This is a genomic window from Kitasatospora sp. NPDC001261, assembly GCF_042896795.1.
Taxonomy (GTDB): domain Bacteria; phylum Actinomycetota; class Actinomycetes; order Streptomycetales; family Streptomycetaceae; genus Kitasatospora.
The window spans coordinates 94153-111733 of sequence record NZ_JBIAXP010000037.1 but is presented as its reverse complement, the minus strand read 5'-3'; the positions used below and the strand labels follow the sequence as shown (position 1 = coordinate 111733).

Annotated in this window: 12 protein-coding genes and 4 riboswitches; of the genes, 3 read left to right on the top strand and 9 right to left on the bottom strand. The window is 75.3% G+C overall.

Features of this window, described 5'->3' with window-relative positions; genetic code table 11:
- The 7 genes from metE to ACFY4B_RS37450 all read right to left on the bottom strand — a co-directional run.
- Positions 1 to 2123: 5-methyltetrahydropteroyltriglutamate--homocysteine S-methyltransferase (metE, locus tag ACFY4B_RS37480; RefSeq protein WP_387975601.1), on the bottom strand; the 2123-nt coding region annotated here is incomplete at its 3' end.
- A 164-nt stretch (positions 2124 to 2287) separates the two neighbouring features.
- A riboswitch (cobalamin riboswitch) is annotated at positions 2288 to 2525 on the bottom strand.
- 82 nt (positions 2526 to 2607) lie between these two features.
- Positions 2608 to 2925: a hypothetical protein gene (locus tag ACFY4B_RS37475; RefSeq protein ID WP_387975598.1), complete on the bottom strand. Its 318-nt coding sequence runs from the start codon at positions 2923 to 2925 to the stop codon at positions 2608 to 2610.
- 18 nt (positions 2926 to 2943) lie between these two features.
- Entirely contained in the window at positions 2944 to 3828 is an 885-nt protein-coding gene (locus ACFY4B_RS37470) for an ECF transporter S component (RefSeq protein WP_387975595.1), read from the bottom strand.
- The gene (locus tag ACFY4B_RS37465) at positions 3825 to 5468 is read right to left on the bottom strand and encodes an ABC transporter ATP-binding protein (protein ID WP_387975592.1); all 1644 of its coding nucleotides are present in this window, start codon (positions 5466 to 5468) and stop codon (positions 3825 to 3827) included. Before ACFY4B_RS37465 ends, ACFY4B_RS37470 begins: the two co-directional genes overlap by 4 nt.
- Positions 5465 to 6703, bottom strand: a complete 1239-nt coding sequence (locus ACFY4B_RS37460; RefSeq protein ID WP_387975589.1) for a CbiQ family ECF transporter T component — start codon at positions 6701 to 6703, stop codon at positions 5465 to 5467. The genes ACFY4B_RS37465 and ACFY4B_RS37460 overlap by 4 nt, the downstream gene beginning before the upstream one ends.
- 4 nt (positions 6704 to 6707) lie before the next feature.
- Positions 6708 to 7799: a hypothetical protein gene (locus ACFY4B_RS37455; RefSeq protein ID WP_387975586.1), complete on the bottom strand. Its 1092-nt coding sequence runs from the start codon at positions 7797 to 7799 to the stop codon at positions 6708 to 6710.
- Positions 7796 to 10651, bottom strand: a complete 2856-nt coding sequence (locus tag ACFY4B_RS37450) for a prenyltransferase/squalene oxidase repeat-containing protein (protein WP_387975583.1) — start codon at positions 10649 to 10651, stop codon at positions 7796 to 7798. Before ACFY4B_RS37450 ends, ACFY4B_RS37455 begins: the two co-directional genes overlap by 4 nt.
- A 107-nt stretch (positions 10652 to 10758) precedes the next feature.
- Positions 10759 to 10903: riboswitch (cobalamin riboswitch) on the bottom strand.
- A gap of 78 nt (positions 10904 to 10981) precedes the next feature.
- Positions 10982 to 11058, top strand: a riboswitch (cobalamin riboswitch).
- Between the two features lie 132 nt (positions 11059 to 11190).
- Between ACFY4B_RS37450 and ACFY4B_RS37445 the strand changes: the two genes are divergently transcribed.
- Positions 11191 to 12603: a hypothetical protein gene (locus ACFY4B_RS37445; protein ID WP_387975580.1), complete on the top strand. Its 1413-nt coding sequence runs from the start codon at positions 11191 to 11193 to the stop codon at positions 12601 to 12603.
- Between the two features lie 84 nt (positions 12604 to 12687).
- Here ACFY4B_RS37445 and ACFY4B_RS37440 read toward each other — a convergent pair whose 3' ends face one another.
- Both ACFY4B_RS37440 and ACFY4B_RS37435 read right to left on the bottom strand, forming a co-directional pair.
- A complete protein-coding gene (locus tag ACFY4B_RS37440; RefSeq protein ID WP_387975577.1) occupies positions 12688 to 13167 on the bottom strand; it encodes a flagellar hook-length control protein FliK in 480 nt (159 codons plus the stop codon).
- 29 nt (positions 13168 to 13196) lie between these two features.
- Positions 13197 to 14288 carry a prenyltransferase/squalene oxidase repeat-containing protein gene (locus ACFY4B_RS37435; RefSeq protein ID WP_387975575.1) on the bottom strand — a complete coding sequence of 364 codons (1092 nt, stop codon included), beginning with the start codon at positions 14286 to 14288 and terminating at the stop codon, positions 13197 to 13199.
- A gap of 97 nt (positions 14289 to 14385) precedes the next feature.
- Positions 14386 to 14526: riboswitch (cobalamin riboswitch) on the bottom strand.
- A gap of 118 nt (positions 14527 to 14644) precedes the next feature.
- Between ACFY4B_RS37435 and cobF the strand changes: the two genes are divergently transcribed.
- Positions 14645 to 15403: a precorrin-6A synthase (deacetylating) gene (gene cobF / locus ACFY4B_RS37430; protein ID WP_387975572.1), complete on the top strand. Its 759-nt coding sequence runs from the start codon at positions 14645 to 14647 to the stop codon at positions 15401 to 15403.
- Between the two features lie 262 nt (positions 15404 to 15665).
- The gene (locus ACFY4B_RS37425; RefSeq protein WP_387975621.1) at positions 15666 to 17549 is read left to right on the top strand and encodes an amidohydrolase; all 1884 of its coding nucleotides are present in this window, start codon (positions 15666 to 15668) and stop codon (positions 17547 to 17549) included.
- The last annotated feature ends 32 nt before the right edge of the window (positions 17550 to 17581 follow it).

Here is a 17581-nt window from a genome sequence, read left to right as displayed (position 1 = left end):
ACGGACGCGGCAATGACATGACAGCCACACCCGGCATCCCTGGGTGCCCTGATCTTACGAATGACCAGAACGATCCCACGAAGAAAGGTATGGATGACGTCGGCGTCGAGGTCGTCGATCGCCGTCATGATGGCGCCGAACTCGGCGTAGCACATGTGGGTGTGGATCTGGGTGTCGGCGCGGACGCCGGAGGTGGCGAGGCGGAAGGCCTCGGTGGCCCAGTCCAGGTACGCCGGGCGGGCGGCGGCCCGCAGCGGGAGGGTCTCGCGCAGGGCCGGCTCGTCGACCTGGACGACGGCGGCGCCCCCGGCCTCGAGGTCGACGACCTCGTCGCGCAGGGCGAGGGCGACCTGGCGGGCGGTGTCGGCGAGCGGCTGGTCGTCGCGGACGAAGGACCAGGCGAGCATGGTGACCGGGCCGGTGAGCATGCCCTTCACGGGGCGGTCGGTCAGGCCCTGCGCGTAGCGGAACCAGTCGACGGTCATCGGGTGCGGCCGGGAGATGTCCCCGGCGAGGACCGGCGGGCGCACGTACCGGGTGCCGTAGGACTGCACCCAGCCGTGCCGGGTGGCCAGGTAGCCGGTGAGCTGCTCGGCGAAGTACTGGACCATGTCGTTGCGCTCGGGCTCGCCGTGCACCAGGACGTCCAGTCCGGCCTTCTCCTGGTACGCGATGACCTCGCGGACCTCGGCCTCCATCCGCTCCCGGTACGTGGCGCCGTCGATCCGACCGGCCGTCAGGTCGGCCCGGGCGACGCGCAGTTCGGTGGTCTGCGGGAAGGAGCCGATGGTGGTGGTCGGCAGCAGCGGCAGGCCGAGCCGGGCGCGCTGGGCCTCGGCCCGCTGCGGGTAGGCCTGGGCGCGGCGGGCGTCCGCGTCGGTGACGGCGGCGATCCGGGCGCGCACCGCCGGGTCGCGGGTGATCGGCGAGCCCGCGCGGGAGGCCAGGTCGGCCCGGTTGGCGGCGAGGTCGGCGGCGATCGCGCCGGTGCCCTCGCGCAGGCCGCGGGCGAGCAGCGCCGCCTCGGTGGCCTTCTGCTTGGCGAAGGCCAGCCAGCGGGCGATCTGCGGGTCGATGTCGCGTTCGAGGGTGGCGTCGATCGGCACGTGCAGCAGGGAGCAGGACGGCGCGACGTCGACGGTGTCGGCGAGGCCCAGCAGAGTCGCCAGGGTCGTGAGGGACTTCTCCAGGTCGTTGATCCAGATGTTGCGCCCGTCGATCACCCCCGCCACCAGTCGCTTGCCGGGCAGGCCGCCGGCGGCGGCGAGGTCCTCCAGGTTGGCCGCGGCCGGGCCGGTGAAGTCCAGTGCCAGACCCTCGATCGGGGCCTTCGCCAGGACCGGCAGGGCGTCGCCGAGCCGGTCGAAGTAGCTGGCGACCAGCAGCTTGGGCCGGTCGGTGAGGGCGCCCAGCTCGCGGTAGGCGCGGGCGGCGGCGTTGAGCTCGGCCGGGGTGCGGTCCTGGACCAGCGCGGGCTCGTCCAGCTGCACCCAGTCGGCGCCGGCGGCGCGCAACCCGGCCAGCAGCTCCGCGTAGACGGGCAGCAGCCGGTCCAGCAGGGTGATCGGCTGGAAGTCGGCGGCCACCCCGGGCGCCGGCTTGGCGAGCAGCAGATAGGTGACCGGCCCGACCAGCACCGGCCGGGCCGCGTGGCCGAGCAGCAGCGCCTCGCGCAGTTCGCCCACCGCCTTGGCCGGGTTCGCCGTGAACACCGTGTCCGGCCCCAACTCCGGCACCAGGTAGTGGTAGTTGGTGTCGAACCACTTGGTCATCTCCAGCGGGGCGACGTCCTGGTTGCCGCGCGCCATGGCGAAGTACCCGTCCAGCGGGTCGGCTTCGACCGCGTCCCGGTGCCGGGGCGGGATCGCGCCGACGGCGACGGTGGTGTCCAGCACGTGGTCGTAGAACGAGAAGTCACCGGTCGGGACCTCTTCGACGCCGGAGTCGACGAGCTGCTGCCAGTTCCCCCGGCGCAGGTCGGCGGCGGTGGCCAGCAGCACCTCGGCGGTGACCGAGCCCTTCCAGTAGCCCTCGATGGCCTTCTTGAGCTCCCGGCCCCGGCCCTGGCGGGGGTAGCCGTACGCGGTGGCGACGCTCGCCGCGGCTGCGGACTTCGTGGTCAAGGGACTCTCCTTCGCGAGTCTGTTCTCCTCAGGTACCCGGAGACGGCACGAGGGCGCGAAGGGATGACGTACCCGGCGGCGGCCGTCACGGGAACGTACGGGCCTGGTCCGCCTGGTATGGTCGCCGACCCGCCCACGAGGTCACCGGATAGCCGCGCGCGGGTCGTCCGCGGGCGGGCAGTGGCAGGTCTTCGGACTCGCGGGCGCGTCCGTCCCGTGAAGGGCGGACACCTACTGGCCGTCGCTTCCCAGACCCGTCCCGGGTCCAGTGCGTATGACGGCGGTCGTTCCCACTCACCGCTGCGGGGCAGTCCCGGACTGGCCAGTCGAAAGGCGTCACCGGGTTCCCTCTTGCGACGCCCTGCCTGGCGGACAGGGCGAACCAGCTGCACCGTCAGCTTAGGGGCAAAGCGCCGGGCCCGGCGCGGGAATCTCGGAACCCGTCCGGATGGTGGGACGCCACCATGGCTCGCGGGGCCGGTGGTCAGGTCCGCGTCGGGGTGTCCGGCGTGCACGGCAGGGCGGCGCGGATGTCCGCGAGCAGTCCGGTCAGGCCGCGTCCCGGACCCAGTCGGCCGTCCAGTCGCGCGAGCTGGTCGGCGGGGATGCCCGCCAGTATCCGTTCGGCTTCGCCCAGCAGCTGCCGTCCCCGCTGGAGGTCTGACCTCATCCTGGCGACCTGCGCCTGCGCTCCGCCCAGCTGGCGGCGGGCGGATTCCAGTGCGGCGTGCTGTTCCGGGGTCAGGACGACGACGTCGACCCCGTCCAGCGTCATCGTCCGGTGCTTCGCGGGCTTGGGCACGATGGTCGGCCTTTCGGTTCAGGGGTGCGCCGGGCCGGTGGGCCGCGCGGCGGTCGGCGGCCCCACCGTGGTGTCCGGGCCGGGCGTGGCGTCCTGGCCGGATGGGGCGTGCGGGCCGGGCGGGGCCTCGAAGCGCACCGTGGGCTCGAAGTTGGCGCGGCGGGCCGCGCGGCGGAAGACGGTGAGGACGGCCGGCCCGACGACGAGCACGGCGGTGAAGGTGGTGACGGCGCGGCCGGTGTCCCAGCCGAGCGAGGTGGCCAGGTCGAACAGCAGGTAGCGGTGCCACTGCTCGGTGAAGGGCAGGCCCGGCAGGTAGGCGATCGAGCTGTTCGGGTCGGTGGAGAACGGCCAGAAGGAGAGGTTCAGCAGGAAGCCGAAGAGGTAGCCGGAGAACGCCCCGTACCCGGCCAGCAGCGGCACCTCCCAGCGCCGTCCGGCCCCCGGCAGCAGTCCGGCGAGCATGCCGACGAAGGCGCAGCCGAACATCTGGTACGGCATCCAGGGGCCGACGCCGCCGGTGAGCAGCGCGGAGGCGAACAGCGAGGTGCAGCCGAGGGTGAAGCCGAAGCCGGGGCCGAAGACCCGGCCGGCCAGCACCAGGATGAAGAAGACCGTCTCCACTCCGGCGGTCCCGGCGCCGAGCGGGCGGAGTCCGGCGTTGACGGCGGACAGGACGCCGAGCATGGCGAGGGCCTTGGCGTCGATGCCGCCCGCGGAGATCTCCGCGATGACGACGGCGAGCACCAGGACCAGCAGGGCGCCGAAGATCAGCGGCGGGGCGTAGTTGGAGCCGAACCGCCCGGGCGCGACGACGAACGGCCAGGTGAAGGCCACCAGCCCGATGAAGGCGGCCAGGGCGACGACGACGCGGGCCCGGCCGGGGATCCGGACGGCGGTCACCGGGCGGCCTCCACCGCTTCCACGGCCGCCGCGACCTGACGTACCGTCAGGTAGCCGAGCGGGGCGAGGATCTTGGCGGTCTGCGGGGCGAAGGTGGGCGAGGCGACGATGACCTCGGCGGTGGGCCCGTCGGCGACGATCTCGCCCTCGGCCATCACCACGACGCGGTCGGCGGCGGAGGCGACGAACTCGACGTCGTGGGTGGAGACGACGACCGTACGGCCTTCGGCGGCGAGGGCGTCCACGATGCCGGTGAGCGCCTCCTTCGCCTGGTAGTCGAGCCCCCGGGTGGGTTCGTCCAGCAGCACGACCCTTGGTGCGGCGGCGAGTTGGATCGCCAGGACGAGGGCCAGCTTCTGCCCCTCGGAGAGGTCCCGGGGGTGGGTGCCGTCCGGGATCCCGGGGGCCAGGCGGTCGAGGACCTGCCGTGCGGTCGGCCCGCCGACGCCGTCGGCTTCGAGGTCGCTCTGGGCGAGTTCCTGGGCGACCGTCTCCAGGTACAGCAGGTCGGTGGGGGTCTGCGGGACGAGCCCGACCAGCTGCCGGGCCCGGGCCGCGGGCAGCCGCTTGGGGTCCACGGCCGGGCCGCCCCCGGCGCCGGTGACCTTCACGCTGCCGCCCTGGCGGGGGCCGGAGCCCTGGAGGGCCCACAGGAGCGAGGACTTGCCGGAGCCGTTGCGGCCCATCAGCGCCGTGACCTCGCCCGCCCGCAGCTCCAGCCGGACGTCCCGGACGGCGGCCACCGGCCCGTACCGGACGACCACCCCCGTCGCCTCCAGCACCGGTTCCCCCGCCACCGCTGCCCGGCGCGGCGGGGGAACCGGCAGATCGGTGAGCCGCTCCCGCAGCGGCGCGACGGCCCTGCGGGCGTCCCGGACGGACAGCGGCAGCGGCCGCCAGCCGGCCAGTCGGCCGAGGTCGACGACGGGCGGCGCGATCGCGGTGTCCCGGAAGACCTCGGCCGGGGGGCCGTGCACGACCGTCCCGTCGCCGGGCAGGTAGGCGACCCGGTCGGCGTACTGGACGACCCGCTCCAGGCGGTGCTCGGCCAACAGGACGGTCACGCCGAGGTCGTGGACCAGCCGGGTGATCGCGGCCAGCACCTCCTCGGCGGCGGTCGGGTCGAGCGCGGAGGTCGGCTCGTCCAGCACCAGGACGCGCGGGTGCGCGGTGAGCACCGAGCCGATGGCGACGCGCTGCTGCTGGCCGCCGGAGAGCTCGTACAGGGCCCGGTGGCGCAGGTCGGCCAGGCCGAGCAGGTCCAGGGTCTCCTCGACGCGCTTGCGCATGGTCTCCGGCGGGATCGCCAACTGCTCCATGACGTACGCCAGTTCCTCCTCCACCGTGTCGGTGGTGAAGCCGGCCAGCGGGTCCTGCCCGACCACGCCGACCACGTCGGCGAGTTCCCGCGGCGGGTGGTGGGCGGTGTCGCGGCCGTCCACGGTGACCCGGCCGCGCAGGGTGCCGCCGGTGAAGTGCGGCACCAGGCCGTTGACGGCGCCGAGCAGGGTCGACTTGCCGACACCGGTGCGGCCGACCACCAGGCAGAGCTCGCCCTCCGGGATGTGCAGGTCGACGTCGCGCAGGACGGGCGTGCTCTCGCCGTCGTACACCACGCCGACCCGGTCGAATCGGATCACGTGCTCACCTCGGAGGTCGTGCGGTCGGTGCGGTCGGTGGGGGCGGCGTCGGGACGCGTGGCCGGGCGCGGCCCCGGCCCGGCGGCGGGTCCGGGTGTCCGGCCGGGCGGCGGCGAGACGATCCCGGCGGCGCCCGCCAGCAGCAGGGCGAGCACCGGGACGAGCGGCAGAGTCGGCCAGGTCAGCGGGTACAGCGAGGGGTTGAGGTCGGTGGCGTCGTAACCGACGGTGGCGAACAGCAGCACGGCGGCGGTCACCCCGCAGCCGGCCACGCCCCACTCGGCGGCCCGCCAGCGGTCCGGCCGGTAGGTGGTGCGCCGCACCCGCCGCCCGCCGAGCAGCAGGCCCGCCACGCAGAGCACGGCGCCCGCGAGGAAGGCGGGCAGGCCGAGCGCGGCCGGGGCCGTCCCGTCCAGCAGCCCGTACACCCCGCCGCACAGGCCGCACATGCCGAGCAGCATCAGCGCGCCGGTCAGCCGGCGGGAGCGGCGCGAGGCGGTGCCGGAACGCCCGTAGCCGCGCGAGTCCATCGCGGCCGCGAGGCTGAGCGAACGCTCCAGCGCGTCCTCCAGGACCGGCACCACGATGCTGCGCAGGGCGCGGACGCCCTTGCGCCGCCCGGCACGCAACCGCCGTGCCCGGGCGACGCGTTGGACGCTCTGCACCAGCTGGGGCGCGACGCTGAGCGACACCGTCACCGCGACGCCAAGCTCGTACAGGGCCCCCGGCAGCACCCGCAGCGCCCGCTTGGGGTTCGCCAGGGTGTTCGCGGCGCCGATGCAGCAGATCAGACAGGCCAGCCGCAGCCCGTCGAAGGCCGCCGAGAGCGTGGCCTCCAGCGAGACCGGGCCGCCGATCTCGATGCCCGCGTACCAGGCGGGGGTGGGGATGTGCGGCAGGGAGAAGAGCAGGTGGTCGTGCGGGGTGACACCGGTGGCGAAGACGCACCGGAAGACCACCCGGATCGCCACCACCGTCAGGGCCAGCCACAGGTAGTAGGCGAACCCGCGCGCCCACGGCGCCTCGCTGCGGCGGGCGGTGACCACGAAGCCGAGCACGGCGAGGACGAGCAGGAGCAGCAGCGGGTTGGTGGTGCGGCTGGCCGCCGTCGCCAGGGCCAGCGCCCAGGCCCACCAGGCCAGCGGGTGGAGGTTGCGCGGGACGCGCCGGCCCCCCGCGAGCCGCCCGGGGGCGCGCTGCGGGGAGCCGGACTCGCGCTTGTCGAGCGTGCCCACCGGATCACTCGGCCCGTCGGCGGCGGCGCCGGGCGGCCACCACCGTGGCCACGCCCAGCGCCACGACGAGGACCGAGCCGAGCACGGCGGGGACCATCGACCCGGAGTCGTGCGGGGCGTCGGCCACCGGGTTGGCGTCCACCACCCCGCCGGGCACGGCTGCCGCGGACGTGGGCCCGGCCTCGGCCGCGGCCGTCTGCGGTGTCGACTGGTCGCTCGGGGTGTCCGTCGGCGGGGCGGTGGACGGCTCGGCCGGCACCGGCGTGGGGTCGGGCGCGCCCGACGGGGTGCCGCCGTCCTCGGGGGTGGCGGCGGGGTCCGTCCCCGGGGTCGCGGCGGACCCGGGCGGACGGGCTCCGCCGGGCTGAGGCGCGGCGGGGGCCGGGGCCCGGCCGCCGGTTGAGCCAGTGCCGCCGGTTGAGCCGGAGCCGCTGCCGCCCGTCGTACCGGATCCGCCCGTCGTACCGGAACCGCCCGCCGCTCCGCCGGAGCCGCCCGTCGTGCCCTGGCCGGGGTCGGCCGGCTGCCCGCCCGGGCTGGAGTTGTGGGCCCGGACGCTGTCCGGCGAGATCGTCGGACGGCCTTCGGTGCCCTCGACGTTGGTGCCGCCGAAGATCCACAGGTCGACGCTGCCGGGCTTCGGCTGGTAGAGCATCGCGCCGAGTTGGCTGTAGGACCACTCGTTCTGGCCCGGATCGGCGTGCCAGTACGACCAGTACGCGGTGGCCGGGGGCGTCAGGACGCACTTCTCCTGCTCCGGCGTCGGGTACTGCTTGCCGCCCTGGAAGCCGCTGTAGCCGATCCGGCAGATGAAGGCCGGGCCGTCGTGGCCGGTGCCGGTGGTCTTCCAACCGCCCTGGTTGAGCAGGGTGAACCCGGTGGTGGGCGTGGTTCCGCAGGAGCGCAGCAGCGGGCCGCCCCACTTCCCGAAGTCCACGGCGAGTACGGCACCGGAGGTGGTGGTGCACTGCTCGATCGGCAACGGGGTCGCGGCGGCCGGGACGGTGCCCACGGCGACGCCGCCGAAGGCGAGCGCGAAGGTCAGCGACGCCGCCCCGGACAGCCGGGCGAGGCGCGTGCCGAGCCCCCGGCTCACCGGTGACGCCCCGGGGCGGCCGCGGTGCGGCGACGGGCGACGAGGACGGCCCCGGCGCCGAGCGCGGTCAGCGCGCCGGCTCCCGCCGTCAGTGCCAGTGCCTGGCTTCCGGTACTGGCCAGGCCGCCTGAACCGGTCCGCACCGGTACGCCCCCGGCCTCGGCGGCACTGTCACCCTTCGGGGTGTCGATGCCGCCGGACGACGGGGTGTCGGTGGCCGGGATCGGCGCGGTCGTCGTGGGCGAGCCCGCCGGGGTGCCGGTCGGCGTCCCGGTGGGACTGACCGTCGGGGTGGGCGTTCCCGTCGGGGTGGTGGTCGGCGTCCCGGTGGGAGTAGGCGTCGGCGTGCCCGCGAGGTCGCGGGACAGCGTCCCGAACGAGATGCCGGTGGCACCGCCCAGCACCTGCGTGGACGCGCGGACGTCCGACCCCCGCTGCCCGGCCGCCGCGACGTTGAACCCGCCGTCGCCGTTCTGCTGCCCGGCGAGGAAGTCGAGCGCCTTGGCGATCTGTCCACCGCAGGCGGCCTGGCGCAGCGTCATGCCCTGGACGGCCAGCGCGGCCGAGTTGGTGGAGTCGCCGGACGCGCCGGGGAAGCCGCCGTCGGGCAGCTGCCGCGCGGCGAGCCAGCCGAGCCCCTGGTCGACCGCCCGGGCGGCCTCGTCCCCGGGGACGAGGGCGAGGGCCATGACGGCCATCGCCGTGCTGTCCACGTCGGAGTCGCCGGTGGCGGGGATCAGGCTCGGCCAGGAGCCGTCCGGGTGCTGGAGGCCCTTCAGGTAGGCGATCGCGGGGGCGACGCTGGTGGACTCCCCGGCCCGGAGCTGGGCCATGACGGCGAGCGCCTGGGAGAAGACGGAGGTGGCGTAGGCGTAGTTGCCCGGGGCGGCGCAGCCGGTGGTCGCGTCGGCCTTGGCGCACACCAGCGCGGCGAGGGCGGCGATCAGGTCGTGGCCGCCGAAGTCCCGCGGGTTGCGGCCGACGGCCTGGGCGAGCAGCGCCTCCTTGCCGATGGACCCGCCGCCGGCGTACTCGGTGCCGATCGCGGTCCAGTCGTTGACGGTGCGCTCGCTCGCGTCCTTGCCCTGCTGGTCGAGGAAGTCGACGATCCGGCGCAGCGCGGCGTCGTCGGTGCCGGTCGCGGCGAGGGCGTAGGCCCCGTCGATGGTCAGGCCGAAGTCGGCGAAGGCCGGGAAGCCCTCGTAGTAGTGGCCGTCGATCAGCCGGGACGGGTCGGTGAGGTAGGCGCTCCCCCTGGCCGCGTCGGGTTTCCTCCCCGCGGGCGGGGTCGGCGTGGTGGTGGGGCCGTCCGGGTTGTGCCGGACGGTGGTGAGGTCGGTACCGGTGAGGGCCAGGAGGGCCTGCTCGGTGGCGACGGCGTCCGGGTCGGTGGTCGACTCGTCGGGGCCGAAGCCGCCGTCCTTGCCCTGGCGGGCGGCGAGCCAGGCGGTGGCGGCGGCCCGGTGGGCGTCCTGGCCGGTGGCCCGGAAGACCTGGGCGGCGATCGCGGTGCTGGTGGTGTCGCCGGGGGCGCCGGGGTACGGGAGGAGGGAGCCGTCGGGCTGCTGGCTCGCCGCGAGCTGGTCGGCGGCCTTCCTGGCGGCCGCTTCGTAGCCGGGGGCGGTCCGCAGGGCGAGGGCGGCGATCGCGGTGGCGGACGGGTCGGACTCGCAGTGGTCACCCGCGACGATCATCGAACCGGCCATGCCGCCGTCGGCGCACTGGAAGGCCGCGAACCGGGCGAGGGCCGGGGCGGGCGGCGTCACGCCGGCGCGCTGGAGGGCGATGACGCCGAGGGACTGGACCCAGGGCGAGGACGCGCCGAGGAAGTCCCCGGCGGCGGTGCACCTGCCGTTCTCCCCCGCCCCCGTGCAGACGTGGTCGGTGAGCACGGCGACCAGGTCCCGCCCGCCGAAGGCGCGCGGGTCGCGGCCGGTGCTCTCGGCGACGAGGGCCAGCAGGGCGGCGGCCCTGGTGTCCGGCGCGCCGGTCGGCCCGTCGGGGTGCAGGAACGCGTCGGTGTGGGCGTCGAGGAAGGCGACCACCTTGCGCAGCGCCGGGTCCTGCGTCCCCGCCGCCGCGAGCGCGATGGCGGTGAGGGCGGTCCGGGGGTAGTCGGGCCCCGGGGCGGCCCAGTTCTCCATGTGGTCGCCGCCGACGAGTTGACCGGCCAGCCAGGCCGCGGCGGCCGCCGGGTCGCCCGTGGCGGAGGGGGATCCGGTGGGGCTCGGGGTCGTACTCGGGCTCGCCGTCGCCGACGGGGAGGCGGAGGGCGAGGGGCCGCCGTTCCTGGCGCGGACGGAGTCCGGGGTGAAGTTCGGCGCCCCGCTGGTTCCGCCGATGTCCGTACCGCCGTAGACCCAGGCCTCGACCTCGCCGGGCTTGGGCTTCTGCGTGCCGGCCCCGAACCGGCTGTAGGACCAGGTCTGTTGGCCGGGTTCGGCGATCCAGTACGACCAGTACGCGGTGGCCTGCGGGGTGTTGACGCACGGCTCCTCGGCCGGTGTCGGGTACTGGGCGCCGCCGTTGAAGGTCCCGGTCCCGAGCCGGCAGATGAAGGCCGGTCCGTCGTGCTCGGTGCCGGTCGTGGTGAAGCCGGCGTTGTGCAGCAGGTTCATGCCCGTCGTGGGGTGGGCGTCGCAGCCCCGGACGACGCCGCCGCCCCAGTGGGTGAAGTCGACGGCGACGATCGCGCCCGTCGTCGCCGTGCACTGCTCGATCGGGTCAGCCGAGGCGGTACCCGGGTACCCGAGCAGGACCGTGCCGCAGGCGGCGACGGCGACGGTGCCGGCGACCACCAGCGAGGCGAGGTCCCGGTTCCTGTGACGTGTGCGATTGCTGCTGACCCTCACGACGACTCCCTGGTCGGTCGACACGCGAGGCGACGGCGCAGCCGACGGTCGCCCGCGGGCACGGGGGCCGTCGAAACCGCGTCGTAGTCCGCGACGACGCAAGTGCTCTGTGAACAGACCCCCGGTCCAGGCATTCCGGCTCACCCACCCTCAGGTGGGTCCACGGTTGCGGGTCAGCGCCGGAGTTGGACCGGCTTCCCCTGAATGCCGAGGGCAAAAAATCGGTTCATCAGACCACGCTGACCGACGGAGAGTCAACGGGTCGTCAGGTCGATCACATCACCTCGTCGGGCGACGGACCTGTGCGGTAGCGTCCGCGGTGGCCGAGCGGGGGAACCCGGTGCGAACCCGGGGCTGACGCGCAGCGGTGTGGGGCGGTGACCGTGCCGTCCCGAGCCCGAATGCCCGCCCGGCCACGCACCACGGCGAATGCCGGCCCACGCGATCCGGGCGGCGACCGCTCCGGCAGTCGCGCGCCCCGAGCGGACGCGGGAGTCCCGGGGCAGGGTCGGCGCCCGCCACCCCAAGGAGCCTGTCCCGTGCCCCTCCGCACCCCGTCCCGCGCCGCCTCGGCGACCACCGTCGCGCTGACGGCCGGCGCCCTGCTGCTCTCCGCCGTCCCCGCCCACGCGACGGCCACCCCGGCCCAGATAGCCACCTCCAAGAGCACCGGCGTCACATACCTGAAGTCCCTCCAGGCCGCCGACGGCAGCTACGTCACCGGCGGCGGACTCTCCAACGAGTGGGCGTTCAGCGCGCTCGCCGCCGCCGGAACGGCCGCCGCTGATGTGACCCCCGGCGGGGACACCGGCAGGAACGCCCGCCTCGTCTACCGCAACCAGCTCGCCGCCCCCGGCTGGCCCGGCACCTCACCCGTGGCCACGGACTACGAGCGCGCCGTCCTCAACGCCTACGCGGCCGGCATCGACCCCGCCCGCGTCGGCCCCGGCCGCAACCTCCTCGCCGACCTCACCGCCTACTGGCAGACCGCCGAACCCGGCTACTACGGCCCGTCCGCCAACTTCAACGGCACCGTCTTCGGCCTGCTCGCCCTCGCCGGCGCCAGGACCCGGGCCGGCGCCCAGCGCGCCCCGCAGCCGCTGCTCGACGCCTCCGTCACGGCCGTGCGCGCCAACCAGCACAACGACGGCGGCTGGAACTACAGCAAGGCCGCGGGCGACCCGACGGCACTCGCCCAGGGCAGCGACATCGACATGACGGGTGCCGCCATGGCCTCCCTCTGCACCGCCGGCGTGCCCAACACCGATTCCGCGGTCGTCGCCGCCAAGAACTTCCTCAAGGGCAAGCTCGCCTCCTCCGGCGCCTTCAACGCCATGTTCGGGGTGAACACCGACTCCAACGGCTGGGCCGTGTCCGGCCTCAACGCCTGCGGCATCAACCCCCAGGGCACCGACTTCACCAGCGGCACCGGCAAGACCCCGGTCGACTTCCTGATCTCCCAGCAGTTCAAGCCCGGCGGCGGCTTCAAGTACCTTCCCACCGACACCAGCCCGTCCGCCTACGCCTCCGTCGACGGCCTGCGCGCCGTCGCCGGTGCCGGGTTCACCGCCACCCCGCCCGCCCCGACCACCGCGGGCGAGCCCGCCTGGGCCGCGACCACCGACTTCACCGCCGGCACCGCCGCCCGGCTCCCGCTGGTCGTCGACGACGGCACCGGCGCGCTCAGGGTCTGCGCCGTCACCCTCACCCCGACCGGCACCACCACGACCCTCGGCGACGTCCTCGACGCGGCCGCCACCGCGACCCCGAGCGGCTGCGTCACCTCCGTCACCCCGTCCACCGGCGGCGGCACCGTCACCGCGCTCAACGGCACGGCCAACGCCGGCTCCTCCACCTGGAAGCTCAGCCTGGACGGCGCCACCGCCACCCCGGCCGCCCGGTCCGCGACCGTCCACCTCGGCGACACCGTCTCGCTGCGCTACGGCGGCTGACCGCACGACGCGACGCAGGACGGGGGCACCGGCGCCCCGGCCCCTTCCGGAGAAGGGGGCGGGGCGCCGGTGGCCCCCCGCCTGTCAGGGCGCGGTGGTGCCCGGCTGTGCGCCGGCGCCGAAGGACCAGCCCTCGACGTCGCCGGGGGCCGGGTCGTAGCTGCCCGCGCCCAGGCTGCTGTACGACCAGGGGCCGCCGTGCTGGGCGTGCCAGTACGACCAGTAGGCGCTGCCGGTCGGGTTGGTGCAGGCCGTCGGCAGGGCGTTGATGGTGCAGACGAAGCCCGGGTAGCGCGGATGGAAGGCGTACGAGAATCCGGCGCCGGTGAGCGCGGCCAGGCCGCTGGCCGGGTCGCCGGGCGCGCAGCCGGTCTGGATGCCGCCGCCGACGGCGGTGAAGTCGACCACGACGGTGACGCCGGTGGTGCCGCCGCAGGCGGCCGCCCGCGCCTGCGGGGCCTGGACGGCGCAGACGCCGAGCAGGCTGGCGGTGAGGGCCGCCGCGGCGGCGATCGACCCGAGCGTACGGCGGGCCGGGCGGACCGGGGTGGGGGTGTCGCTCATCGGTGAACTCCTCGCGGTGTCAACGTGGTTCAGCGCGTGGCCGGGGCCGGCGGGCAGGCCTGGGTCGGGGCGTCGGGGGCGGCCCCGGAGGCGGAGAGCGTGGACAGCGGGGTGCCCGCGAGGCCGAGGACGGCCTGCGCCGTGGCCCGGGCGCCGGTGCCCGCGTTGAAGCCGATCGCGTCGTAGGCGACGGCACCGCGGACCGCCGGGTCGGCGGAGCAGCCCTGCTGGAGCTTCACCAGCCGGCCCCACGCCTTGAGGCCGGGGCCGAGGCGTCCGCCGGAGAGCAGCGCCTGGGTGGCCAGGCCGGTGCTGTTGGCGTTGGAGGCGGTCGCCCCGGCGGCCGCGAACCCGCCGTCGGCGTTCTGGTGGGCGGCGAGCCAGCCCAGGCCCGTGTTCGCCTTGGCGGCGCGCCCGGTGGCGGCGAGGGCCTGGACGGCGAGGGCGGTGGCGTCGGCGTCGCCGGTGCAGGCGGCCTGGCCGAAGGAGAGCGGGAAGCCGCCGTCCGCGCACTGGCTGTTCGCCAGGAAGTCCACGGCCGCCGCCGGGGCGCCACCGGGCGTGCGGTGCAGGGCGATCACGGCGAGGGACTGGCCGAAGGCGTTGCTGTAGTCGCCCCACTGGGAGCGGTCGGAGTACCGGCCCTCGGCGGTCTGCAGCGACCGCAGGCGGGCCGGCAGGTCGACGCCGCCGAAGGCCGTCGGGTCCCCGCCGCGGACCTCGACGGCGAGCAGCAGCTTGGCGGTCGCGCCCGCGTAGGCCTCGGTGGTGCCGTCGCCGAGGTAGCCGCCGATGATCTCGGGCTTCGCCAGCCAGGCGGTGGCCTTCGCGGCGGCCTCGTCGGAGCCGCGCGAGGCGGCGAAGGCCAGTACGGCGTCGATGGTGAGGCCCTGGTCGGGGTAGGCGGTCCCGTTGAAGACGGACTCGAAGTGGTCGCCGTCGACGAGCTGGCGGGCCAGCCAGCCGCCCGCGGCGGCGTCGGGACGGACCGTCGGGGACGAGGTCGCGGCGGCGGGCGCGTTCTCGGGCGCGGCGTGGGCGGCGGTGGCCGCCGGGAGTGCGGTGGCGAGCGCCACGGCGGGTATCGCGAGCAGACCGAGGGCGCGGCGGAGCGTGGGCATGGTGACCTTTCCGGGCCCGCGCGCAGGGGCCCGGAGGACGGCGGCGACAGCCGGGGCGGCCCTCGGGGCTCCGGCCCGCGGACCACGACGGGAGGAGGGACGACACGCCTCCGCCGACGGGTACTCGGGCTCGCCTCCGACCAGGAGCCGGCGGCCTACCGTTGCGGGCCAGCGCCGGATTCGAACCGGACTTCCCCCAGCGGCGGAGTCACAACACGACGGCCCATCATGGCGATACGGAAAAGATCCGGTCAAGGGTTCGAACGTGACATCACGGTGGCCGCCGCCCGACATCGCGACGCGCCCCTCCCGGCCGCCGACGCGACCAGGGCGTCCCGGACGGCAGAATGCCTCCCATGCGGCACATCTTCGTCATCGGCATCGGCGCGGGCGACCCCGACCACCTCACCCTGCAGGCGGTCAAGGCGCTCGCCCGCACGGACGTCTTCTTCATCCTCGACAAGAACGAGGACCGGCAGGACCTGATCCGGCTGCGCCGCCGGATGCTGGCCGAGCACGGCCGGCCAGGCCACCGGGTGGTCGAGGTACCGGACGCGGAGCGGGACCGCACCACCCCCGCGTACGCGGCCGCCGTGGACGACTGGCGCGTCCGCCGGGCCGACCTGGTCGAGCAGTTGCTCTCCGAGCACCTCGGTGAGGGCGAGACGGGCGCGTTCCTGGTCTGGGGGGATCCGAGCCTCTACGACAGCGTCATCGCCGTGGTGGACGACGTCCTGGCCCGCGGCGCCGTCGGCTTCGACTACGAGGTGGTCCCGGGCATCAGCAGCGTCTCCGCGCTCGCCGCCCGCCACCGCACCACGCTGACCCGGGTCGGCCGCCCGGTGCAGATCACCACCGGCCGCCGACTGGCCGAGGGCTTCCCCGAGGACGTGGACGACGTCGTGGTGATGCTCGACGGCCGCGCCGCCTTCACCGGGATCGACCCGGAGGGGCTGGAGATCCGCTACGGCGCGTACCTCGGCACCCCCGACGAGATCCTCGTCGCCGGGCCGCTGGCCGAAGCCGCCCCGCGGATCAGCGAGTTGCGCGAGTCAGCCCGCGAGCGCAAGGGCTGGATCATGGACACCTACCTGCTGCGGCGCTCCGGGAGCTGACCGGCGGGCGCCGTCCCGGTTCGACCCCGGCCGACACTCGGACACCGGCCTCGCGCCCGGCCGTCACTCCACCTGGCCGGTGCGCTCCCGGACCGGTGCCGGTGCGCTCTGGGCCAACTCCGCCACCGAGCCACGGCCTAACGTTCCGTCATGAGATCGAGCAGGACGGCCTTTTGGGCTCGTCCGGCTCGACCGCGCCGCGCCGCCGCCCGCTCCGGGCGGCGGCCCGAACCCATGACTGGAGGCCGTCGAGGTGCCTGCAATGCCGGTCGGCGGGCTGGTCCCCCGCACGGAAAACGTCACCGAACACGCCGCCGACGTCGTCGTCCGCAACGCCCGGATCCACACCGGGGACGCCCGCCGCCCGCAGGCCGGCGCCCTCGCCATCCGGAACGGCCTGATCACGGCCGTCGGGGACGACGCGGACGTCGCCCCGGCCGTCGGCCCGTCCACGGTGGTGGTCGACGCGCTCGGCCGCCGCGTGGTGCCCGGCCTCAACGACGCGCACCTGCACGTGATCCGCGGTGGCCTCAACTACGTCCTGGAGCTGCGCTGGGACGGTGTGCGGTCGCTGCGCCAGGGCCTGGCGATGCTGCGGGAGCAGGCCGCCCGGACACCCCGGGGGCAGTGGGTGCGGGTCGTCGGCGGCTGGTCGGCGGAGCAGTTCGCCGAGCGGCGGCTGCCGACCCCCGCCGAGCTGAACGAGGCGGCGCCGGACACCCCGGTCTTCGTCCTCCACCTCTACCAGTCGGCGGTCCTCAACCGCGCCGCGCTGCGCGCCGTCGGCTGCACCCGCGACACCCCGGACCCGAAGGGCGGCCAGATCGTCCGGGGCCGCGGCGGCGAGCCCAACGGCATGCTGCTGGCCGCCCCGAGCGCCCTGGTCCTCTACTCCACGCTCGCCAAGGCCCCGGCGCTGGAGGGCGAGGAGCGCAGGACGTCCACCCGGCACTTCCTGCGCGAGCTGAACCGCTTCGGGCTGACCTCCGCGATCGACGCCGCCGGCGGGTTCCAGAGCTTCCCGGAGAACTACGCCACGGTGACCGAACTCGCCCGCGAGGGGCTGCTCTCGCTCCGCATCGCCTACCACCTGTTCCCGCAGACCCCCGGCCAGGAGCTGGACGACCTCACCCGCTGGGTCGAGACGGTCCGCCCCGGGGACGGCGACGAGTGGCTGCGGCTGAACGGCGCCGGCGAGAACCTCACCTGGGCCGCCGCCGACTTCGAGAACTTCGCCGAGCCGCGCCCCGAACTGAACGCCTACGAAGGGGAGTTCGCCAAGGCCGTGCGCCTGCTCACCGAGCACGGCTGGGGCTTCCGGCTGCACGCGACGTACGACGAGACGATCCGGCGCGACCTCGCGGTGTTCGAGGGGCTCGCCGCCGAGGGGCTCTTCCCCGCCGGGAACCGGTGGCTCTTCGACCACGCCGAGACCGTCTCCCCGGACAGCCTGGACCGGATCGCGGCGCTCGGCGGCTCGCTCTCCGTCCAGAACCGGCTGTCCTTCCAGGGCGAGGTGTTCACCCGCCGGTACGGCGCCGCTGCCGCCGCCGAGGCGCCGCCGGTCCGCGCCATGCTGGCGCGCGGACTGACCGTGGCCGCCGGCACGGACGCCACCCGGGTGTCCTCCTACAACCCCTGGGTCGCCCTGCACTGGCTGGTCTCCGGCCGCACGGTCGGCGGCCTGGCGATCCGGCCCCCGGAGAACCGGGTCGACCGGGCGACCGCGCTCGCGATGTACACCACGGCCGGCGCCGCCCTCACCGGCGAGCAGGACGTCAAGGGCGTGCTGCGGCCGGGCAGTTACGGGGACCTGGCGGTGCTGTCCGAGGACTACTTCACGGTGCCGGAGCCGCAGATCCCGTCCATCGAGTCCGTGCTGACCGTCGTCGGCGGCCGGATCGTCCATGCCGCGGCCGAGTACGAGGGCATGGACGAGGAGCTCCCGCCGGTCAGCCCCGGCTGGAGCCCGGTCGCCCGCTTCGGCGGCTACCAGCCCGCCCGCCCCGCCCACGGCGCGGGCGCCCGCCAGGCGGAGCTGCTCGGCGAGGCCGTCGCCGAGTCCGAGCTGCACCACCGCTGGCGGGTCGCGCGCGGCCTGGCCGCCGAGCAGGGAGCGCCGTTCGACCCCTGCTTCCTCCTCTGATCCACCTGCCCCGCCTTCACGCGGACCACCGC